This is a genomic window from Bradyrhizobium sp. SZCCT0231 (assembly GCF_018130245.1).
Classification (GTDB): Bacteria; Pseudomonadota; Alphaproteobacteria; order Rhizobiales; family Xanthobacteraceae; genus Bradyrhizobium; species Bradyrhizobium japonicum_F.
This window is the reverse complement of record NZ_JAFCKP010000010.1, coordinates 46,711-71,095: the sequence shown is the minus strand read 5'-3', so window position 1 is coordinate 71,095 and position 24,385 is coordinate 46,711. Positions and strand designations below refer to the sequence as shown.

The 24,385-nt window shown below is 66.1% G+C and carries 5 protein-coding genes; all 5 read right to left on the bottom strand.

All coding sequences use genetic code 11. From position 1 onward, the window contains the following. Window positions 1–3: 3 nt before the first annotated feature. Entirely contained in the window at window positions 4–2,010 is a 2,007-nt protein-coding gene (gene fhuB / locus JQ566_RS22280) for a Fe(3+)-hydroxamate ABC transporter permease FhuB (protein WP_249139725.1), read from the bottom strand. Continuing rightward, a complete protein-coding gene (locus JQ566_RS22275) occupies window positions 1,997–2,923 on the bottom strand; it encodes an ABC transporter substrate-binding protein (protein WP_212375547.1) in 927 nt (308 codons plus the stop codon). Before JQ566_RS22275 ends, fhuB begins: the two co-directional genes overlap by 14 nt. Before the next feature lie 84 nt (window positions 2,924–3,007). Continuing rightward, window positions 3,008–3,988, bottom strand: a complete 981-nt coding sequence (locus JQ566_RS22270) for an alpha/beta hydrolase (RefSeq protein WP_212375545.1) — start codon at window positions 3,986–3,988, stop codon at window positions 3,008–3,010. 4 nt (window positions 3,989–3,992) lie between these two features. After that, complete coding sequence (locus tag JQ566_RS22265; RefSeq protein WP_249139724.1) at window positions 3,993–14,534, bottom strand: non-ribosomal peptide synthetase; 10,542 nt, start codon at window positions 14,532–14,534, stop codon at window positions 3,993–3,995. A gap of 50 nt (window positions 14,535–14,584) precedes the next feature. After that, on the bottom strand, window positions 14,585–24,328 hold the full coding sequence (locus JQ566_RS22260) for a non-ribosomal peptide synthetase (RefSeq protein ID WP_212375541.1): 9,744 nt from the start codon (window positions 24,326–24,328) through the stop codon (window positions 14,585–14,587). Between the last annotated feature and the right edge of the window lie 57 nt (window positions 24,329–24,385).

Genomic DNA, 24,385 nt, shown 5'->3' with positions numbered 1-24,385 from the left:
ACGTCAGCCGCGCTGCGGCCGCAACAGCCAGATGAGATAAGGCCCGGCAAGCATCATGGCGAAGATGCCGGCGGGCATCTGGAACGGAAAGATCACCATACGTCCGGCCCAATCCGCCGTGACCATCAGGATCGCCCCGATCAAGGCGGCCAGCGCCGCCTGATGCAGCGCGCGATGCGCCCCCATCATCCGTGCCATATGCGGCGCGATGAAGCCGACCAGGCTCAGAAGACCAACCATCAGCGTGGCCGTGGCCGTCAGCAACGCCGTCAGCAGCATGATGATGACGCGGCTCCGCGCCAGTGAGATGCCGATCGAACGCGAGGTCGCAGGTCCCAGCGGCAGGATATCGAGCCAACGGGACAGCATCGGCACCATGATCAGCAGAACGAGCGCCGCGGCGGCGAGGATTGCGGCCTCGGTCGGACCGATCTGATAGAGCGACCCTGTCAGCAGCGACAGCAGCGTGCCGATGCGGGGATCACCGGTCGCCAGCGCCATCGCGATGATCGCACCGAATGCCGCGCTCATGGCGACGCCGGCCAGCAGCACGCGCTCCGGACTGAACTCGGACCGCCGGCTGAACAGCAGCACCAGCGCCAGCACGATAAAGGCGCCAATTCCGGCCGCCGCAATCTGTGCCAGCCGCGTGTGAGCAGGAAAGAGGTAAAGCAGAACGATCACGCCCATCGCGGCGCCATAGCTGATGCCCATGACCTCCGGCGCAGCCATCGGATTTCCGGTCATCCGTTGCAACAGCGTGCCGGCGACCGCCAGCGTGGCGCCTGCTGCCAGCGCCGACACCACGCGCGGCCAGCGCCACGGCCAGAATTCCTGCAGCCCGGACAGACCGCTCCAGCGCCAGCCGTCGGAGCCGACGCCGAGGGCGAGTGCAATCCAGACGGCGAGGAGCAGCAAGACGAGAGCGAACAGGATCACGCGCCAGGGGTGATCGAGACGTGGCGGAACGGATGGTGTGAGGTTTACCATCGGCATGGCAGCCCGCAGCCGTGGGAGCAACAGCAGCAACATCGGCGCACCGATCAGGGCTGTCACTGCGCCGGCCGGCATTTCGCGATAACCGGGCGGGACCAACAACACGAGCTGGTCCGTCAGCCACAGCAGCAGAGCGCCGCAAAGAGGTGCCCAGATCAGCCGGTCGCGGAAGCGGCGCGCACCCGAGAGCATGACGATCGCCGGCGCGGACAAACCGACAAATCCCATGACGCCGACCACGCTGACGACCGACGCGCTGAGCGCGATCGCGATGACGAGCGCGAAGACCCGGGCCCTCGTCAATCCGAGGCCCAAATTGCGCGCGGTCTCGTCGTCGAACCCGAGCAAGGTCAGCGGACGAACCATCGCCGCGATCAGGACGATCGAAATCAGCAGCCGCGGCGCCAGGAAGGTGACGTTGCTCCAGTCCTGCTGATTGAGAAAGCCGGCGCCCCAGATGAACAGACCAATCAGATATTCGTGGTTCAGCAGCACCAACGCCTGAGTTGTCACCGCGCAGTAGTAGCTGACGATCAATCCGGCGAGCACCAGGACGACGGGCGATAACGCGCGCTTCCATGTCAGCCCGAACACGCAAAGGAACGCGGCGAAGCCGCCGAACAGCGCAATCCACTCGCGGCCGAAGGCCAGCAGCGACGGCGCCCACAGGGTCGTCACGGCCAGCGCGAGATAGGCGCCGTTCAAGACGCCAATGGTGCTCGGCTCCGCAAGCGGATTGCGCAACACCTGCTGAGACACAGTGCCGGCAAGGCCGAGGGCGGCGCCGGCCAGCAGCGCCACCGCAATGCGCGGAAACACGGTGTAATGCACCAGCATCTGCTGCGGATCAGTGACCTCCGGCTGCCACAACACCGGCAACCATGCGCTGGCGGGGAGATATCCGGACAGATTGCGCCAGGTGAGCGCAGCCGCGGCCGCCACCAGCAACCCGATCAGCACCGCCGGGTGCATGTCGAAGCCGGACCGGGCCGGCAGCGCCTCAACCTTGCTCATGGCTTTCCCGCGGCAGACGTTCGGCGAGAAGGCGGGCGAAACGTTCGGCCGCCGGCACGCCGCCATAGAAGAACTGATTGTCCAGAATCGTCAGCCGGTGCGATCGAAGCGACGGCAGGGTCCGGAGCACCGGGCTTGCCTTCAGCAAGGCCTCGACGTCGGCGACCCGCGAGGTCATCAGCACCAGCCGCGCGTCCGGAACCGCAGCGAGCACTTCGAGCCCAACACTGGTATAGCCCCATGGGCCGCTCTGTCCGGTCCAGGCATTCCTCAATCCGCACTGATCGAGCACCTCCTGATAGAGGCTGTTCGGACCGAACACGAGCGCGCGGTTGCGCGCGATCTCGCTGACGAGATAAAGCGGCTTGCCGCCGCGGTCGCGGAGCCGCTCACGGTAGCCGGCCATGGCGACATCGAAGCGGGCGAAATAGGCTTCGCACGCCGACTGCACCCCGAGGCGCTTGGCAAGCTCCATCGTCGAGCGGCGTGCCGTGTCGAGAGGATGCCGGCCGGGTCTGAAGATCGTGAACATTTCGACCGGCGCGATCAGCTTGAGCCGAGGTACGGCGGCCGCGATGCTGGGATCGATGACGATGATATCGGGCGCGAAGCTCTGTAGCAGCTCGAGATTTGGCTCCGACCGCAGACCGATCTCCTGCACGCCGGATGGGACAGCCGGCTCGACGACGAGCCGGCCATAGCGCTCGATCTCCGGAATCACCAACGGCACGACGCCGAGCGCCAATATCGTCTGAGCGCAGGCCCAGCCGAGCGCGGCGACGCGGGGCCCAGATCGCGATCCACCGGTTTGGGCAAATGCCATCGGCCATGTACCCGCAAGCGCCGTGCCGCCGATCGCCGCGCCGAGGAGCGCGCGGCGGGATAGCCTGTGGTCTGGGACGAACGCGCTCATGGGATTCGGTTCGGGAGGCCCTTGCAGAGAGGCCGCGGGACAATGATGGTCATGACATACCCTCGTTCACGCCGCATTTCCATATCAGGCCGCCTTTTCGCCAGCGGCAAGAAAGGCCCTGGCCAGCGCCTGCCCGATCGCTGCCCTCGCCTGCAGGGCATCGGTCACGACATTCCCCATGCGCAGAAATTCATGGATCATGCCGGGATAGACCTGCAGATCGACGGGAACGCCGGCGGCCACTAACCGTGCCGCATAATCGCGCCCCTCATCCACCAGGGGATCGAACTCGGCTAGGACGATGATGGCGGGAGTCAAGCCCGACAAATCATCCGCGACAAGCGGTGCAAAGCGCCAATCGTCACGATCTGACTCGTTACGGAGATATTGCCGGAAGAACCAATCGACAGTGCTGTGCTCCAGGAGATGACCGGTACCGTATCGTTCATAGGACGCGGAGGTCTGCCGCGAGCTGAGGCCTGGATAGGCGAGAACCTGAAGCACAGGCTGCGGAAGGCTCGCGTTCGTCCTCGCTTCGATCGCGAGAGCGGCGGCGAGCGTCCCGCCGGCGCTGTCGCCGCCGACGGCAACGCGGCACGGATCGAGCCCAATCGCGCGGCCCTCGCGGCCGATCCAGGCCAGCGCATCGACCGCGTCCTCGAAGGCCGTCGGAAACTTGTGCTCCGGTGCGAGCCTGTAGCCGACCGACAGCACGGCCGCACCACAATCCTCGGCAAGACCGCGGCACAACGGCTGGTGCGAGTCGAGGCTGCCGACGACGAAGCCGCCGCCGTGCATGTAGAGAAGAACCGGAAGAGAATTGCGATCGCTGGGCGCCACGCTCGCATAGAGCCGCGCCTCGATCATCGCGCCATCCCGCGTCGGCAGCGCGAGACGTCGCTCGTAGGCAAGCGCCGGCGGATCGACGTCGAGCAGCGGCGAGGACGCATCGAAATCGGCCCGCGCTTGCGCGGCAGTTAATTGCGGAAACGGAATGCGTGCGCCGCTTTCGGTGCCGGCCTGCACCATCTCGAGCAATGCTGCGATGTCTGGATCAAGACTCAAAGGTTCACTCCGCCGGTTCCGGAACCGTATCCTGCGCGATCATCGACGCCGCTTCCGGCATGAGCAGACCGCAGATCTCATTGAGCAGGCCGGCATCCTTCAGGATCCTGAAATGGTTGTCGCCGACGAGGCCGCGATCGACCGCTTTCGGCAACTGCGTCTCCAGCCGATCGCGCTGCGCCAGACGAACCGACGTCCACCAGCAGAGCGGCGCAGCTTCCAGGCCCCGCGGCAGCGCGGTATGCTGCGCCAGCCTGTTGAGATGCCGTCCGACTGCGAAGGCGGCGGACAGATCGTCCGCGCCGAGCGAGGCGTCGTCCGCACTCACGCTCCTGCCCTGCTCCACAACGGAGGCGACCAGATCGCGGATGCTCTGCGGCGTCTCGGGCAGGTCCGCGCGTTTCGCTGCGTCGACCTGCGCCTTGATGCGAGAGGCCGTAGCGCTAGGAAGAACGGCCGACAGCAATCCGGCGAGATCATCGGCCCAGTAGGCGATCGCCTCCTGCCGGCCCGATCCGTCAGGCTGCCGCGGCACGAAGCTGTCGACCATGACGAGACGATCGACGCGCTCACCGGCGCGTTCGAGCTCAGCCGCGACGAGACTGACCAAAAACCCTCCCAGCGACCAACCGACCAGGCTGTAGGGACCGCGCGGCTGCATCCGCCTGATCTCGGCCGCATAGTCCACGGCCATGGCCTCGAGGGAGGCGTCGGTCCACGCCGGATCGACCAGCATTCTCGATTGCAGGCCGATCACCTGCCGGCGCCCTTCGAGGCGGCGCGCCAGCGGCCCGTAGTCGAAGACCGTGCCGAAGCCGCCATGCACGCAAAACACCGGGTTCACGCCGCGAACCGCGGCATTCAGCGGCAACAGCGCCGATGGCGCGACGGCAGACGCAGTGGTCGCGCTGCCGGCGAGCAAGGCGCGGATCGTCGGCTTCTGGAGCAGATCGCGCAGCTTGATCTCGATCCCGAATGTCTTGTCCTGGCGGACCCGCGCCACGACCCTCAGGCACAGGATCGAATTGCCGCCGAGCTCGAAGAAATTGTCGGTGACGCCGACCTGCGGCACTTTCAGGATGTCGGACCACAGACGCGCCAACGCGATCTCTGCCGACCCTTGCGGCGCGACGAAGCTCCGCATCGACGCATCGGGCGCCGGCAATGCACGCCGGTCGATCTTGCCGCTCGACAATGTCGGCAACCGCTCCAGCATCACGATTCGAGCCGGCACCATATAGGCCGGCAGGATCCGCTTCAGGAAGCCGGTCAGACGCTCGACCAGCGCCTCGGCCGAGACCGGCGCGGCGTCAGCTGCCGCCTTCGGTGCAACATAGGCGATGAGCTGATTTCCGGCTGCGCTCGGCATTGCCACCACCGCCGCCTGCGCGACCGCCTCGTGACGGAGCAGCGAGGTCTGGATCTCCCCGAGTTCGATGCGGAAGCCGTTGACCTTGACCTGGTCGTCGCTGCGGCCGAGATATTCGACGGTGCCATCCTCGCGCCACCGCGCCAGATCGCCAGTGCGGTAGAGCCGCGCTCCCGGCACAGACGAGAACGGGTCAGGCACGAAGCGCTCTGCGGTCATGCCGGCCTTGCCGTGATAGCCCCGCGCCAGCCCAAAGCCTCCGAGATAGAGCTCGCCGGCGACGCCGGCAGGAATGATGTCGAGCGCGGCATCGAGAATGTAGGCGCGGCGGTCTCCGACCGGCACGCCAATGGGCGCATAGGGTGTGTCGCATTCGGACGCGCCATCGACCTTCCAGACCAGCGGTGTGACGACGGTCTCGGTCGGGCCATAACCATTGATCAGAATGCGGGGCTTGAGAACGCGCCTGACCTTGTCGAAGCCTGCCTTCGGCATCGCCTCGCCACCGAAGGAGTAGAGCTTGACCGGCGGCGGATTGCCATTCTGCTCGACACATTCGGCGACCTGCTGGAGGTAGGCCGGCGGCAATCCGATATGGCTGACGCCATGAGCGTGCAGGTTCTCGACCGTCTGCTCCGGCGTCCACAACTCGGCGTCACGCATCAACAGCCGCGCGCCATGCGACAGAACCGTGAGCCAGCGCTCATGGGCGCCGTCGAAGGCCAGCGACAGGAAATGCAGCTCGCAGGAGCTTTCGTCGATCTCGTAGAGGCTGCCCGTGACGTGACAGTGCATCGCCAGCGGTCCGTGGGCGACGGCCACGCCCTTCGGCACCCCCGTCGAGCCCGAGGTGTAGATCAGATAGGCGAGGTTTTCCGGATGCAGTTCAGGTTGCGGCGGATGGTCGGCTCCCTCGTCGAAATCGAACGTGGACAGCGAGATTGTTTCGACACCATCCGGGCTGCCATCGATCTCGAGCCGTCCGGTCAATAGAAACGCGATTGCGGCATCGCGCATGACGAATGCGCGGCGTTCCGACGGCAACTCGGGATCGAGTGGAACGTAGGCTCCGCCCGCTTTGAGCACGGCCAGTAGCGCGATCATCGTGACTGCGGTTCGCCCGACCACCACGCCGACGCGCTGCTCGGGTTTGAGCCCACGGGAGATCAGGTGATGCGCCAGACGGTTGGCCCTGCGCTCGAGGTCTCCGAACGAGAGCACCGTGCTGCCGATGGTCAGCGCCGTCCGCTCCGGATGACGCCGCGCGTGGCTGGCGATCGCTTCGTGCACCGGCGGCAGCGGAACGCTCGGCGTGGCATTACGATTGCAGCGATCTGCGAGTGCAGCGTCGAGCTCCGTGACAGGATCGATGCTGCCAAGCAGGGCCGTGGCGTCCCGCGTCAGCGCCGTCAGCAAATGCTCGAACTGCACCTTGATCTGCGCCGCCTGCGCTGCCGTGAAATGGCTCGGCATATAGGTGTATTCGACCTGAAGCGTGTCTTCGACGAGCACCGACAGGTCCATCGGATAGTTCGTCACGTCGACATTCTTCAGTCCGCTGAACTGCAACGCGCCTGCGCCGCGGTGCATGCTGCGTTCGATCGGATAGTTCTCGAACACGATGATGCTGTCGAACATGGTCTGGCCGGCGCGGCCGGCCCAGCCCTGGATGTCATAGAGCGGCGTGTGCTCGTAGTCCCGCATCGCCGAATTCCGGTCCTGCAGCGCGCGGAGCCATTCTCCGATGGTGCTGGCGGGCGAGAGCGTTTCGATCACGGGCAGCGTGTTGATGAAGAGCCCGAGCATCTGCTGCGATCCATCGAGGCCGGCCGGACGACCGGCCACCGTCACGCCGAACGTCACGGTGTTCTGGCCCGTATAGCGCTGCAGCAGCAGCGCCCACACGCCCTGGACGATGGTGTTCAGCGTGATCCGTTCGCGGCGCGCGAACGCCTTCAGCTCCGCGGTCGCCGTCTCACCGAGACGCGTGTAGCAGCGTTCGTGGCCGGACGCCTGATGGCGGTGCGCGCCGAAGGCATCGGCCAGCTGCGTCGGCTGGTCGAATCTCCCGAGTTGCTCGCGCCAGAAGGCCTCGGCGGCCCTGGCGTCCTGTGCCATCAGCCAGGCGATGTAGTCGCGGTAGCGCGTCGCGTTCGCAGCAAGCGTGCCACCGTAGTAGCACTCCAGGACCTCTCCGACGAACCTCGCCGAGCTCCAGCCGTCCATGAGGATGTGATGATAGGTCCAGATCAGCCGACAGAAGTCGTCCTGGAGGCGCAACAGCCGCACCCGCTGGAGCGGCGGCGCCTGGAGATCGAACTCGGCGGTGCGCTCATCGGCAAGGGCCACCGCAATCCGTTCGTCGTCGGTCGTCTGCCCGCGCCAGTCGTCCTGCGCGAACGGCACGACGGCGTCGCGATAGACGACTTGCAGCGGAGAGCCTGAGAGCTCGCGCCACAGGAAGCCGGTCCGCATTATCTGATGACGCGCGCTCACCTCGCGCCACGCTCTTCCGAGGCGTTCCGGATCGAGGCCCCGGATCTCGACGCTGACCTGGTTGACATAGACGCCGCTGCCGGCATCGCGCAGGCTGTGAAACAGCATGCCCTGCTGCATCGGCGAGAGCGGATAGACGTCCTCGATGCGGCTCCAGTCCAGACCAAGCCGTTCGAGCTGCTCACTGGAGAGCCCCGCCAGCGAGCCGCGCTCCGATGCCGGACCGCCCTTGCCGGAGTCGATATCGCGGGACGACGCGGCCAGCGCCTCGATGGTCTGATGCCGGAACACGTCACGTGGCTCGATGAGCACGCCTTGGCGCCGCGCGCGGCTCACCATCTGCAGCGAGATGATCGAATCGCCGCCGAGCTCGAAGAAATTGTCGGTGACGCCGATGTTGGGCTGGCGCAGCAGATCGGCCCAGATCGCGGCCAACGCGGCTTCCGCCGGCGTGCGCGGCGCGACATGCTCGGCGGAGGCCGTGAGCTGATCCGGCGCCGGCAGCGCCTTGCGGTCGACCTTGCCGTTCGGCGTCAGCGGCAGACGCTCCAGCACCACGATCCGCGCCGGGACCATGTAGTCCGGCAGCACCGACGACAAGGCCACCCTCAGCACAACCCCATCCAACGCTTCGCCGCTGACATAGCCGACCAGCTGGCGGCCGGCGCCGGCTTCGTGCGCCACCACCACGGCCGTGCGGACGCCATCCTGTGCCAGCAGCCGCGCCTCGATCTCGCCGAGCTCGATGCGGAAGCCGCGAATCTTCACCTGGTGGTCGGCTCGGCCGACATAGTCGAGCACGCCGTCCGAGCGCCACCGCGCCACGTCGCCGGTGCGATAGAGCCGCGCGCCCGGCGGACCGAACGGATCCGGGATGAAGCGCTCCGCGGTCAGCGCGCCGCGCCGCCAATAGCCGCGCGCCAGCCCGCTCCCGCCGATATAGAGCTCGCCGGCGACGCCAACCGGCGCGAGGTTGAGGTCACGACCGAGAATGTGCAGCGTGGTGTTGCCGATCGGGCCGCCCAGCAGCGGACGATCGTCCATCGCATCGAGCCGATGGCGGGCCGACCACACCGTGGTCTCGGTCGGGCCGTACAGGTTCCAGACTTCGCCGGCCTGCGCCACCAGCCGCCGCGCCAGATCCGGCGGCAGCGCCTCGCCGCCGCACAGCACCCGGCAGCTTGCCGGCAGCGAAGGACCTTCGTGATCGAGCAGCATCCGCCAGGTCGATGGCGTCGCCTGGATCAGGGACACGCCGTGCCGCTCCACGATCGCCTTGAGCCTGAGAGGATCGTGCGCGGCCGCGCGATCCGCCAGCACCACGCGGGCGCCGATCGTCAGCGGCAGCCACAGTTCCAGCACCGCGATGTCGAAGGACAGCGAGGTCAGCCCGAGCACGCGGTCGGCGGCCGTCATGCCGGGCTGCTCCGCCATGGTCGCCCGAAAGTTCGTCACGGCATCGTGGCGGACCATCACGCCCTTGGGCAGGCCGGTCGAGCCCGAGGTGTAGATCACATAGGCGAGGCTCTCGCCGTGAACGGCGACGTCGAGATTGCCGGCATCGCCGCCCTCGCCGTCCTCTCCGTCGAGCAGCCAAACCTCGGCCCCGGTCTCCTCCAGCGCGGCGGAGAACTGATCGCGCAGCGCCGTCTGCGTCAGCACCAGCGCTGCGCCGCTGTCGCGCAGCATGTGCGCCAGCCGCTCCGGCGGGTAATCCGGATCGAGCGGCAGATAGGCCCCGCCGGCCTTCAGCACGGCCAGCAGTGCGACCAGCATCCCGACGCCCCGCTCGAGCGCCAGCCCGACCACGATTTCGGTCCCGACGCCGCGATCCCGCAATCGCCGCGCCAGCCGGTTGGCACGCGCGTTCAGTGCCGCGTAACTCAGCTCCGTCTCGCCGAACACCAGCGCGATCGCTTCGGGCGACTTCCGGACCTGCGCCTCGAACTGCGCGACGAACGACTGGTCCTGCAGATAATGCGCCTGCGTCCGATTCCACGCCTCGAGCAAGAGCTGGCGCTCCTCGGGCGGCAGAATGTCGAGCTGCCGGACCGGCACGCGCGGCGCGTGTTCCAGCATCTCGGCCAATTGATCGAGCGCCTGCTGCATCAAGGCGCAGATGTGATCGGCCGAGAGCGGACGGACGATCTGAGCGGTCAGGCCAAGCGCCTGACCATAATCCTCGACGGCCAGCATCAGCGGATAATTGGTGCGTTCTTCGCCACCAAGCCATTCGATGCCGGAGCCGTCCCTATCGGAGGCCAGATCGGCTGGCATTGCATTGTGTCGATAGTTCAGGATCGCGCTGAACAGAGGCGCCGGCGCCGCGACACCGCTGCATCGCTGCGCAAGCGCCAGCGAGGCGTGCTCGTGCGCCATCAGTTCGGTCAGCCGCCTATGCGCATCGCGAACACTGTCCTCGACCGCGGTGTCGTCGAGATCGAACCGCAGCGGCAAGGTGTTGATGAACAGGCCCATGGTGCGATCGCCGCCAGCGCCGGCCTGCATGCGACCGAACAGGACGGTCCCGAACACGACGCGCTCGCGCCCGCTGGTTCGCGCCACCACCTGCCCCCAGGCGAGATGGCAAAGGCTGGCGAGGCTGACGCCCAGCCGCCGCGCCTGCGCACGAAGCCTTGCGTTCAAGCCTTCGGGCAGGGTCCGCCGGGCTTCCACAATGCCGCCGCCGTCCCCGTGCACCCGGTCCAGCCCAAACGGCGTGGTCGGCTCGTCGATGTCGGCGAGCATGGCGCGGAAGAAGCGTTCATGATCCGCGGTCGCCGCCGATGCGCGCGACTGCGCCACCAGTTTCCGGAACGGATATGGCGGCGGCAACTCCTGCCCCAGCCCGGACAAGATCTTCCCGACCTCGTCGTTCATCACCTCCAGCGTGGAGTGGTCGCCGATCAGGTGATGCAGCAGGACAAGGAGCAGCCAGCGCTCTCCCTTGGGATCGGCGGCAACTGCAAATTGCAGCAGCGGCGGTTGACCGAGATCGATCCGATGGCAACGCGGATCGAATCGTCGCGCGAGCTGCTCATCCGCGGGGCCGTCGCCGTCCAGCACGACCTCGCTGACAACCAGGGGCGCCTGCCGCCAAACCACCTGTGCCGGCGTGGACAGGCCGTTCCACACGATGGACGTTCGCAGAATGTCGTGGCGATCGACCACCTGCCGGACCGCGTCGAGATAGCGATCGAGCAGGTCGCGACTGGCAAATGCCATCCGGCCGACCAGCAGATATGGATCGCCCTCCTTCGACAGCAGGTGGTGAAACAGGATACCATCCTGAAGCGGCGACAGGCCGTAGATGTCCTGGATGTTGGCGACGCCGCCGGGAACTCCGGCCACGATGCTGTCGATGTCTGACTGCGTCAACGCGATCAGCGGCAACAATTCGGGCGTGATCGCCGTCGTCTGCCGGGCGATCCCGTTGACCGGAACGTCGACTTCACTACCGCCATCGAGGCTGGCAGCAAAGTCCGCCAACACCGGCTTTGCGAACAACGTACGCGCGTCCGTTCTCAGTGCATACCGCTGCAACCGCTCCAGCATGCGGACCGCGAGCAGCGAGTGGCCGCCGAGCTCAAAGAAGTGGTCGCTACGCCCAATCTGGTCGACGCCCAAAAGCTCGGCCCAGACCTTCGCGACGATCTGCTCGACATCGCCTTGCGGCGGCTCGAAGCGGCCTCGCGCATACGCATCGTCCTCCGGCTCCGGCAGCGCCTTGCGGTCGACCTTGCCGTTCGGGGTGAGCGGCAGCGCATCGAGGCGCACGAAGGCTGACGGCACCATGTAGTCCGGCAAGCACGCACGCAGGTGATCGCGCATCGCGCCGGCAAACTCACCGGCGTCGCCCCCCGCGCCGTCGCCGCGACGCGCGGCCACATAGGCGACCAGCCGCGTGTCGCCACCGTGATCCCGGTGCATCAGCACGACTGAATCGGTCACGTCGGCATGCTCGTTGATCCGAAACTCGATCTCGCCGAGCTCGATGCGGAAACCGCGGATCTTGACCTGGTGGTCATTGCGGCCGAGAAACGCGATATTGCCGTCCGGCAGATAGCGCCCGAGATCGCCGGTGCGGTACATGCGCGCGGCAGCATCGCCATGGAAGGGATCACGCACGAAGCGTTCCGCCGTCAGGTCGGCGCGATTGAGATAGCCGCGCGCAACCCCGACTCCGCCAATGTAGATTTCACCGACCGCGCCGAGCGGAACGGGCGCACCAAATCGATCCAGCAGGTAGATCCGCACATTCGGCAGCGGGCGACCGATCGGGGCAGCATCGCCCTCAAAGTCCGGTGGCCGCACCCAGCTCGTGGCGCAGACTGTTGCCTCCGTCGGCCCGTAACCGTTGAAGACGGCAACGCCGGCAGGCACTCCCTTGATCAGCTCGGCCTTGGGCAATTCACCGGCAAGGACGAGGACCCGCAGCGAGGCCAGCCGGTCGAGATCGGTACGCCCGTGCAGCATCGCCGGCGGCAAGGTCGCATGCGTGATCGCGTTGTCCGCGAGATAGCCGAGCAATTCCGAGGTGTCCTGATGCTCTCGCGAGCCGGCCAGAAACAGCGCGGCGCCCGAGCACAGCGCCATGACGATTTCCCAAATGCTGGCATCGAAGCTGAACGAGGCAAACTGCACGACGCGACTGTGCGACGAGACCTCGAACAGCGCCCGCTGCGCCAACGCCAGATTCACCAGGCCACGATGCTCGACCATCACCCCCTTCGGCCGGCCCGTCGAGCCGGACGTGTAGATGATGTAAGCGAGGCTCCGCGAGGTCAGTCCTTTGACGCAGTCGGTCGGATCCGACGTCGCCTGCCCTACAACGACCGATGCGTCCGCGTCGGGATCGACGATCTCGCAGGTCACACGCGGGAATATCGCGCTTCCCGCCCCGTCGGCGATCAGCACCTTCGGCTTGGCATCGTCGACAATCTGACGCAGCCGCTCCGCCGGATAGGCGGGGTCAAGCGGCAGATAGGCACCGCCCGCCTTCAGCACCGCCAGCAGGCTCACCACCATGGCGAGACCGCGCGGCAGGCAGATTGCGACGGGCTGGTCCGGCACCAAACCCAAGGTCGTCAAGCGCCGCGCAAGCCGGCTCGCTTTGGCATCGAGTTCGCCATAGCTCAGACGAACATCCTCAAACACCAGCGCGATGGCGTCAGGCGCCTTTCTCACCTGCTCCGCAAACAATTCGTGAATGCAGCTTTCGGACGGAAACGGTGTGGTGGTCTCGTTCCACGTGTCGAGAACGCGCCTGCGCTCCTCCGCACCAACAATGCCGATCCGATCGACCACCTGCTCCGGGTCAGCAACCATGGCCCGTAGCAAGGACAGCAGATAGTCCCGGTGGCGCCTGATCGTCGCCTCGTCGAACAGCGCCGTCGCATAGTTCAGGGACCCGACGATACGTCCGTCCATCTCGCCGAGACCAAGCTCTAGATCGAACCTGACCTGCTGGAGCGGGATATCGGCGGCCTCAGCCTTGAGGCCGGGCAGCTCGAGGGTCCCAGCCTCGTTGCTCTGCCAGGCGAACACGACTTGAAAGAGCGGCGTATGCTCCTGTCCTCGCAACGGTTGCATGATCTCGACGACCCGCTCGAACGGCAGATCCTGATGATCCTGCGCCGCGAGCGCCGCCGCGCGCACGCGGCGAAGCAGTTCGGCGACGCTGGGCTCGGCCGAGAGATCGACGCGGACAGCCAGCATGTTGACGAAGAATCCGATCAGGCCCTCGATCTCGGGCCTGTTTCGGTTGGCCGTCGGCGTTCCGATCACGATATCCGTCTGCCCGGAGAGTCTCGACAATACCGCCGCCCAGGCCGCCAGCACCGTCATGAAAACGCTGGCGCGATGCGACTGGCTCAGTCGCCGGATGCCGGATGCGAGCTCCGCATCGATTTTGATCGGCAAGGACGCGCCGGCGAGCGACCTGACCGGCGCACGCGGCCGGTCCGTCGGCAATTCGAGCACGGCAGGGGCATCCGCCAGCGCCTGTCGCCAATAGTCGACCTGCCGCTGCAATCGCTCTCCAGAGAGCCATTGGCGCTGCCAGGCGGCATAGTCCGGATACTGGATTGCCAATGGCGGCAGGGAATCGTCCTTGCCGGCGGCGAAAGCCTGGTAGAGAGCACCCAGCTCACGCGTGAGCACGCCGATCGACCAGCCGTCGGAGACGATGTGATGCTGCGTGAGCAGGAAGAGATATTCCCTCTCCGCCGTCCGGATCAGCCGGCCGCGGATCAATGGTCCTGTGGCGAGATCGAACGGTGTAGCGGCCTCCTCGCGGCAGAGGCGCGCGAGCTCCTGCTCGCGATCGTCCCGGCCGCGCAGATCCTGTTCGAGCAGCGGCACGCGTTCATCCGCGGGCAGCAGCACCACGCGCGGCTGTTCGTCAACCATACGAAAGACACTGCGCAGCGCTTCGTGGCGCGCAAACAAGCGGTCGATGCTCCGACGCAACGCTTCGACATCGAGTTCGCCCGAAAGCCGCAGTGCTCCACGAATGTGATACCTCGAATTGGCACCGTCGAGTTGCGCCAGCAGCCAAAGCCGTTGCTGCGCAAAGGACATCTCCAGTGACCCGTCGCGCGCCACCACGGCAATCGCGGTAGCGCCGCTCCTGTCGGCATTCCGGCCGCGATCCCTGGCCAGCGCGATGAGCTTTCTCATCTGCGCGGGATCCAGATCTCGCAAACTCGGCTTTGCCGTGTCAGCCATGCTCACTGCTCCGCCCCGACCAGTTCCTGGAGCTCTTCGGCGTCGAATTCCTGCTCGATCAACCTGATCGACACGATGCGTGCAAATGACGCCAGATCGGGATGAGCGAACAGATCAGAGACCGCGATCGACACGCCGATCTCCTGCGACACCCGGCTGAGCACCCGCACGGCTAGCAAGGAATGTCCGCCGAGCTCGAAGAAGTGATCGTAGCGTCCGACCTGGTCGACATCGAGCAGCTCCGCCCAGATCCCGGCCAACGCAAGCTCGATCTCATCCTCGGGTGCCTCATAGGAGCGGCGCGTCAGCGCATGCTCGCCCGGCGCCGGCAGCGCCCGCCGATCGATCTTCCCATTGGGGGTGAGCGGCAGTCGCTCCAGCACCGTCACTGTTGATGGCACCATGTAATCAGGCAGAATGGCGGATAGTGCGTCACGCAAGGCGCGGCCGTCGAGCGACGGCTCACCGCTCGCATAGGCGAACAATTGGCGCCCGGTCCTGCCCTGGCCGACCACCACGGCCGCCGCGCGCACGCCGCGCTGCTCGAGCAGGCGCGCCTCGATCTCTCCGACCTCGATGCGGAAGCCGCGGATCTTCACCTGCTGGTCTGCACGGCCCACATATTCGATTACGCCGTCGTCGCGCCAGCGCGCGAGATCGCCGGTGCGATAGAGGCGCGCGCCGCTGTCGCTGAACGGGTCGGGAACGAACCGCTCCGCGGTCAGTGCACCCCAGTTCAGATAGCCGCGGGCCTGGCCGACACCACCGATGAACAGCTCGCCGGTGACGCCAACGGGAACGATGTTGAGGTCGGAATCGAGGATGTGCGCGGACCTCGCACCGACGGGCCGTCCGATTGGTGCGGGCTGGTGAGGTGTCAGCACGGCGTCGTCGACGATCCACGCGGTCGGCGCGATCACCGTCTCGGTCGGGCCGTAGGCGTTGACCAGAAGATCGACATCGGCAGCCCTGCGAAATGCCTTGATCCCGGTATCGGACCAGGCCTCGCCGCCGACGATACAGGCCCTGATCGCCAGCCTGCGCCCGCCCTGCCACAACGCCGCGCTCAGTTGATCCGCATAGGCCGGCGGAAGGAAAATCGAGGTCACCGAATTGCGCACGATCTCACTGACGAGATCGTCGATCAGGAGGCCGGGCTTCGAGGGCAGGACCAGCGAGCCCCCTGTCATCAGCGGCACCAGCCATCGCTCGTGGGCGATATCGAAATTGATCGACGCCGTCTGGAACTCGCGGTCGCGCGAGGTCATGCGGTACAGCCGGCCGATCGCTTCGCAATGCATGGCAAGCGGCCCGCGCGCAACAGCCACGCCCTTCGGCATTCCGGTCGATCCCGACGTGTAGATGACATAGGCCAGGCTGTCCGGATGGATTTCGACGTTGAGGTTCGCGCCGTCGTCGCCGGCGGGCGGCGATGGCTCGTCGATGCAGCGCGCCTCGACTCCCGCTTCGCGCAGCATCGGCGCGAGCAGCTCGAGCAGCACGCCTTGCGTCAGAACCAATACCGCGCCGCTGTCGCGCAGCATGTAGGCAAGCCGGTCGGCCGGATAATCCGGATCGAGCGGCAGGTAGGCGCCGCCGGCCTTCAGAACCGCGAGCAGCGCGATGATCATGTCCGGGCTTCGGGTCAAGGCAAGGCCGACCAGCCGATCGGAGCCGAGATTCCAGAGGCGAAGGCGCCGTGCGAGCGCGTTGGCACGCGTGTTCAACTCGCCATAGCAGATGCGCTGGTCGCCCCATACGATGGCAACGGCGGAAGGCGCCTGCGCGGCCTGCGCTTCGATATGCGTCACGACGTCGGCGCAGGAGCAGGCCGCCGGCAGCTGCGCTGCGCCGCTCCATTCGAGAATTCGTCGCGCGTCTTGATCCGCCGCCGATCCGAGATCACCGAGCACGCACTCGGCATTCGCTACGATCCGTTCCAGCAGGGCGCGAAGAGTGTCGCGAAGACGCAGGATGGCCGCCTCGTCGAGCCGGCCCGGGTCGTAATTGAACTCGATGTTCAGCCGGTCGCTTGCGGCGAACACCGCAACCGCCAGCGCGTAGTTCGTCGGCGTCACATGCGCCACACGCCCCAGCCGCGGGCCGCCTTCCCCGCCCCGCAGCAATCCGTCGTCGATCGGATAGTTTTCGAACACCAGGATGTTGTCGAACAGCGGCTGCCCGGCATGACCGGCGAGGCGCTGAATTTCGTAGAGCGGCGTCCAGCCGTGCTCGCGCAGAGCCAGGTTCTGTTCCTGCAACTCGCGCAGCCAATCGCCGACGATTGCCTGCGGGTTCGGCGCATCGACGATGGGAAGCGTGTTGATGAAGAGGCCCACCATCTCCTCCGCGCCGGGCAATTCGGCCGGACGACCCGATATGGTCACGCCGAAGCAAACCGCGGACTGCCCTGAATGTCTGCGCAGCAATTGTGCCCACGCCCCCTGTATGAGCGTATTGAGCGTCACCCGCTCGTGCTTCGCGAAGGCCTTCAGCCGCTCGGTCAGCGCTGCGTCTACCGCAAGCCGGGCACTGTTGTGGCCCTCGGCGCCGGAAGTCTTTCTGGTCGCCAGCGCGTTCGCGAGCGATGACGGCGTTTCGAGCCCTGCCAGCGCCTCGCGCCAGAACCTCTCGGCGCTTTCGCGATCGCGGCCCTGCAGCCATGCAATGTAGTCACGATAGCTGCCCTGCACGGCCGGCAACGGGTCAGCGCTCACGTGCTGCAAAACTTCCGCAACCAGCCGAGCCGAGCTCCAGCCGTCGACAAAGATGTGATGATGGGTCCAGATCAGCCAGTGACGGTCGTCGTCGAGACGTATCAGGCGGATGCGCTGAAGTGGCGGCTGCGAAACGTCAAAACCTTTGTCGCGGTCGCGCTGGGATATCTCGGCCAACGCAGCTTCCAAATCCGTATGCGAGCCGTCGCTCCAATCCTCTTCGACGAACGGCACCGTGACGTGGCGATGGACCACCTGCTGCGCTGCGCCGGACAGATTCTGCCAGACGAACCCTGTCCGCAAGGCGGCGTGCCGGTCGCTGACCGCCTGCCACGCGGCTTTCAGTTTTCCGGCATCGACGCCGAACAGCTCGAGCCCGACCTGGTTCACATAGGCGTCGTTGGCACCGTCACGCAGCGCATGGAACAGCATGCCCTGCTGCATCGGCGAGAGCGGATAGATGTCTTCGATGCCGCGAAGATCCATGGTCGTCCCGAGCCGATCGAGATCGGCCTGACCGAGCCCGGACAATGCGACATCGGACGGTGTGAGGCCAAACGCCCCGTTGCAGCAATGCGCGACCAGTTCGCGCAGCGCATCCTCGTAATGTGCCGCCAGTCGCTCGACCGTGGCGCGCCGGTAGCGCTTGCGTCCGTAGCCGAAAGACAATTCTAGCCGGCCCTCACGCACGAGGCCAGTGATGTTCAGCCATCCGCGCATGGGCGCCCCGGCGTTGCGCGAGGGACCTGCGCTCTCCGGTGCGAAAGTGAAGCGCTGTGTGGCGCCGACGCTCGCGTCGAACCGGCCCAGATAGTTGAAGACGATCTGCGGCTCCGCCAGTTGCGCGAGAGCATGGCGCTGCGGCTCGGAGCCGAGATGGCGCAGCACGCCATAGCCGAGTCCGCGCTTCGGAATCGCGCGAAGCCTCTCCTTGACCGCCTTGATCAGTGAAGCCTCGTCGGCCGCCGCATCCTTCAGCCGGACCGGGAATGCCGTTGTGAACCAGCCGACGGTACGGGATACATCCGCGTCCGGGAAAATATCCTCGCGGCCGTGACCTTCGAGCTCCACCGTGACCTCGTCGTGCTGGCTCCAGCGCGACACCGCGCGCACGAGACCGGCCAGCAACAGGTCGTTGACCTGGGTCCGATAGGCGGCGGGCGCCTGTCCGAGCAGCCGCGAGGTCAGGTCGACATCGAACTCCAATGACACCTCGTCGCCGTCACCGACGCGATCGATGTCGCCATGGTCATCGTCACATGGCAGGCGCATGCCGGCCCCGCAATCGCGCCAGTAAGGCAATTCCGCCGCGATCTCCGCGGTCGCCGCATAGGCATGAAGCCGCTCGCTCCACGAGGCATATGAATCGCTCTTCGGCGGCAACGTGACGGGACTGCTACGTTGCAGCTGGTCATAGGCCGAGGCCAGATCTTCCAGCAGGATGCGCCAGGACACGCCGTCGACGACGAGATGATGGATCGCAAGCAGCAGCCGTTGACCGCCATCCACAAGGTCCATGCCGACCGCGCGCAGCAGCGGTCCGGAAGACAGCCGAAGGCTCTCCTGCGCGGCGCGCGCCAGCCCGGCGATCTCCGTCACGCCAGCGACGTCCGCATGAATCCACAACAATTCCGATGGTGCCGGCGCTGGCCCCTGCTCCGCTCGCCAAGCGCCATCCACTTGCTTGAACCGCAGGCGCAACGCATCGTGATGCTCCACGATGGCAGCGAGCGCGCGCCGCAGCGTCTCCCAGTCGACCTGCATGTGGGGCAGCAGCAGAACCGCCTGGTTCCAGTGATCCCGGTTGGCGATGTCCTCGGCGAAGAAGCGCGCCTGGATCGGCACCAGGTGACGCATACCAGGCTCGGCAATGCGGCCGGTCGACGGCTTCGCCTCTGGTTTCTCCTTCTTCGCGGTTGTCCCCGTCGACAAGACGGCGACCGTCGCCAGTCCGGCGACCGTCTGCTGGCTGAAGATCTGCTTCGGGGTCAGCCGGATGCCGCGCTTGCGCAGGCGGGCGATGATCTGCAAGCTCAGAATCGAATCGCCGCCGAGCTCGAAGAAATTGTCGTTGCGGCCGACGCGCTCGCGACCAAGCACCTCGCACCAGACCGCCGCGATCGCAGCTTCAATATCTCCCGCAGGAGCGGTATAGCCGGCAAGCGCCTCACCTTGCGCCGGCTCAGGCAACGCGCGACGATCGACCTTTCCGTTGGGCGTCAGTGGCAGTCGCGCCAAGATGACGATCTGTGACGGCACCATGTGTTCCGGGACGATAGCAGCCAGCTGTTCCTTGATTGCATCCGCCTGCAGACCAGCGCCGCTCTCAGGCACACAATAGGCAACCAGCTCCTGGCGTTCGGCACTCGCTCCGATCGCGCGCGCGACCACCACCGCGTCGTCGATCCCCGGCAGCGCCTTGATGACGCGCCCGATCTCGCCGAGCTCGATGCGATAGCCGCGCAACTTGATCTGATCATCGGTACGACCCAGGAATATCAGCCGGCCCGCTCCATCGCAGCGGACACGATCCCCGGTTCGGTAGAGGCGCTCGCCTGCTGCCCCGAACGGATCCGGCACGAAGCGTTCCGCAGTCAGGCCCGCCGCGCCGCGATAGCCACGCGCCAGCCCGGCACCGCCGATATAGAGCTCGCCGGTAACGCCGATCGGCACCTCGTTCAGCGCGTCATCCAGGACGTGAGCGCGCAGATTGGCAAGAGGTAGCCCGATCGGGACCGGGCCGTTCTCGCGGTCGGCCGCGCACTCATGCGTCACCGCGCCGACGGTGGTTTCCGTGGGCCCGTAGTGATTGAGAATCCGACATTCCGGCCGCAAGCGCCCGACTTCGTCCAACAGTGCCTCATCGCAAGCCTCTCCCCCCAGGACGAGTGCGGCGCGAGGTAGAAGATCGGCTGACCGCGAGGCCTGAAGCAGTCCTCGCAGATGGCTCGGCACGATCTTGAGAACGTCGACCTCGCCCTCGCGCATGGCTTGTGCGAACGCATCCGCGTCGAACACGGCCTCCGGAGACAATAGATGCAGCGTCCCGCCGGACGCCAGCGCGCCGAACAGGACGGTGTGACCGAGATCAGCCGCTACCGTCGAAACCATCGCCATGTTCGCTGACTGATGTGGCTCCAGGCGTTGCAGCAGAGCCTGCACATAATTGGCCAAGGCGCCGTGCGAGACGCTAACTCCCTTCGGCGCGCCGGTCGATCCCGACGTATAGATGACGTAAGCGGTCTGCTCCCGGTGAATCGTCGTGCCGACCGGTCGGCTCGACACTTCCTCGCGCGCGGCTTCCGCCTCCGCATCGAGCAGCAGACAACCGAGCCCGCGCGCGTCGGCGAACTGCTCACCCGCCGCCAGCACGATGTCGATGCCGCCGTCTGTCAGGATGCGGCGGATGCGCTCCTGCGGCCATTTCGGATCCAGCGGGACGTAAGCGCCGCCGGCCTTGAGCACACCGAGCATGGCGACCACGAAGGCCGGAGAGCGCTCGATCCACAGCGCGACCGGCGTCTCGCGAGCCACGCCCTTTGCGATGAGGACATGCGCGATACGGTTTGACCGGTGCTCGAGATCCGCAAAGGTCAATTGCTCCCGGCCGCATCGGATGGCCATGGCGGTCTGACGATCTGCGGTCGCCGCAAGGTGAAGGTTGACCACATCGGTGAAGCCGAACACCGCGGCCTGCTTGGGCACCGTCTGCCGGCGCCCATCGTCGATGACAAAGTCCGATATCTGTCGCTCGGTATCGTCGGCAACCTGGCGCAATATCGAACCGAATTGCTCCGCCAGCCGGGCGATGGTCGGACGATCGAACAGATCGGTGGCATAGTTGAACGTCACTTTCATGCCGATGGCGCCATCGATGACGTCGAGCGCGAGATCGAAATGCGAACCTGCGAGATCGATGATGTCGATTTCCGCGGTGAGCCCTTCGCCGGCAAATCCGCCCGGCGCCGTCATGTAGTTGAACTTCGCCTGGAACAGAGGATTGTGGCCACCGCTGCGCTCGGGCCTGAGGCCGTCGACCAGCGTCTCGAAAGGAAGATCCTGGTGCGACAGCGCTTCGACCACCGATTCCTTGACCTGATGCAGCAGGCTCTGGAAGCTCGCTTCGCCGACAATCTCGGTCCGCAGCACCAACGTATTGACGAAACATCCGATCAAGCGCTCGAGCTGCGTGTGCCGACGCCCTGCGACCGGCACGCCAACGCGCAGATCGCTCTGCCCGGTGTAGCGATGGAGCAGCGCGCAATATGCGCCGAGCAGCAGCATGAAGACGCTGACGCGCTGCTTGCCGGCGATCTCCCGGAGCCGGGCGGCGAGCGCGCCGTCGATCGCGAGACCGACCGTGTCCCCGGCATGGCTCTGGATCGTCGGGCGCGGCCGATCATGCGGCAGCGCCAGCACCGGATGAACATCGCCGAGCTTGGCGCGCCAATAGGCGAGCTGCCGATCGCCCTCGCCTCCCGCGAGCCAGTTTCGCTGCCAGGCCGCGAAATCAGCATATTGAATCGCCGGAACCGGCGGCACGCCTGCGCCCTGACCGGTACCGGCTCGATAGAGAGCGGCCAGCTCTTCGAGCAACACATCAAGCGACCAACCATCGACAATGACGTGATGGGCAAGCAACAGCAATTCGTAGGCATCGTCCGCCAGCTGCAGCATCACCGCCCGCAACAGCGGCCCCTTCACGAGATCGAACGGCTCGCCGAGCTCGGACCGCTTGAGTGTCTCCGCGCGCTCGGAGCGTTCCCGCACGGAATAGGAACGGAGATCCTCGTGCCGGATGCCGATGCTCATGACATCGTGGATGAGCTGCGTTCCGCGGCCGTCCCTGGCGATGAACGTGGTGCGCAATATCTCGTGACGACGGACGACCTCGCCGAGCGCACGCGACAGCACGGCATGATCGAGCCGGCCCTTCAGACGGATTGTGCTTGCAACGGTATAGGCTGTCCCGGCCGGGTCCATGTTCCAGAGGAACCAGAGCCGCTCCTGCGCGTGCGACAGCATCGCACGATCGGCCGCGGCGGCCCATGGGATCGGCGGGAGCGCCCGGCCAGCACCGGTGCCCGCCAGGACATCGATCCGGCTAGCGAAGGCCGCAAGCGTCGGCGCGTCGAAGAAGGTGCGCAGCTCCACTTCCACGTTCAAGCGGTCGCGGATCGCCGCGGCGACCTGGCCAGCCGCGATCGAGTTTCCGCCCAGCACGAAGAAATCGTCCTCGCGATGCACCGCCGCGACGCCAAGTGCATCGCACCAGATCGAGGCGACGGCACGCTCGGTATCGGTCGTCGGCACTGTCAAGGATGCGCCACCCCGGCGACGGCCCCTCTCGAACACCATGAAGCTATCGAGCGTGTTGTCGGCGAGGCGCGCCGCGCAGGCCGACCGCTGCAGCTTGCCGCTCGTGGTCAGCGGCATCGCTTGCGGGTTCAGCAGAACGATCACGGCCGGATATTCCTGCGCCTGCCGGAGCACGGCTTCGCCGATCGCATGTGCGAGCGCTTCCGGGTCGCTGCGCTTGAGCACGGCGCGGCTGAACTCCGCCGCCACTCCGATGGCTTCACGCCCGTCCACCTCGACGGGAAAAGCGGCAACCCGTCCGCTGCGGACGGATTCGACCTCGGCTTCGACCGCCTGCTCCACGTCCGTCGGATAGACGTTCTGCCCGCGAACGATCAGCAGGTCCTTGAGACGACCGGCCACCACGAGCGCACCGTCGCGAAGGAAGCCGATGTCGCCGGTCCGCAGCCAACGCGCGCCATCTCGCTCGACGAAGGCCTGATGCGTGGCCTCGACATTGTTCCAGTATCCAAGGGCGACGCTGGGACCCGCGGCCCAGATCTCGCCCACCTCATTCGCCTCGGCCTCGACGGAGCCGTCGATACGCATGATGCGCACGGCGTGACCAGCATCAGTTCGACCACATGCCACGAGGTCCGTGCCTTCGCTGGCGCTCGCGATGCGGCCGGCGGCGAGTTCCACGGTGTCGAGCGTATAGCTGACGGTCTCGGCGGTGATATCGCCGGCCGTTACCAGCAGCGTCGCCTCCGCAAGGCCATAGCAAGCCGTCAACGCCCGCCGATCGAACCCGGCCCGCGCAAACCGATTGCCGAACTTCTCGAGGGTCGTCCGGCGGACAAACTCCGAGCCCGAGAATGCGAACTTCCACCGGCTTAAATTCAGCCGACTGATGGTCTCATCCGAAATTCGGTCGGCGCATAGCAAGTACGCGAAGTCGGGACCCCCGCTCATCGTGCCGCCGTAGCGGTCGATGGCCTCGAGCCAACGTCGCGGCCGCTCAAGGAAATTCCGCGGCGACATCAGGACGCCGGTAAAGCCTGTGAACAACGGATTCAGGAGCCCGCCGATCAGTCCCATGTCGTGATAGAGTGGTAGCCAGCTGACAAAGACGTCGTCCGGATTTCCACCGCCGGCCTCTTCAATCGCGCGCTCGTTGGCCGCCAGATTGCCATGAGAGACGCAAACGCCCTTCGGCTGCGAGGTCGATCCGGACGTGTATTGGAGGAACGCGATCCCATCGGCCGCAGGCCTCGTCTCGCGCCAGTCCGCCGCGAGATCGGGCGAAATCGTGTCCACCGCAACGATCTGCACGTCGGCGAGCTCGGGCAATGCCGCCTCGATGAGACCGCGCAGCCCCGTCTCCACCAGGATGAAGCGAGGCGCGGCATCCCGCAGGATACCGTTGAGTCGTCCTGCATAGCGCTCGGGGCCGCCCTCCGGCGGATACGCCGGCACGGCGATTACGCCCGAATACAGGCAGGCATAGAATGCTACGGCATAGTTGATCCCGCTCGGAAGCAGGATCACAGCCCGCTCGCCTGCCCCGCCCATCTGCTGCAACCACGCCGCAAGTGCCCTGATCCGAGCGTCGAGCGCGGCGAACGTCAGCTCGTCGGCGACGTCGTCGCCTTCGAGGAACCGCAAAGCCACCTTCTCAGGTCGCAAGGCAGCGTGCTCTCGCAAGCGTTCGACGAGGTTGGATCTGTCCATGTTCTCGAATTCCTGTCCGGCCGCGCGCCGGAAATCCCCACCGCCCGAATGAGACGT

Excerpts from the sequence above, each read along its gene's own strand:
- fhuB (WP_249139725.1), bottom strand. The coding sequence starts at position 2,010 with ATGAGCAAGGTTGAGGCGCTGCCGGCCCGGTCCGGCTTCGACATGCAC.
- JQ566_RS22275 (WP_212375547.1), bottom strand. The coding sequence starts at position 2,923 with ATGAGCGCGTTCGTCCCAGACCACAGGCTATCCCGCCGCGCGCTCCTC.
- JQ566_RS22265 (WP_249139724.1), bottom strand. The coding sequence starts at position 14,534 with ATGAGAAAGCTCATCGCGCTGGCCAGGGATCGCGGCCGGAATGCCGAC.
- JQ566_RS22260 (WP_212375541.1), bottom strand. The coding sequence starts at position 24,328 with ATGGACAGATCCAACCTCGTCGAACGCTTGCGAGAGCACGCTGCCTTG.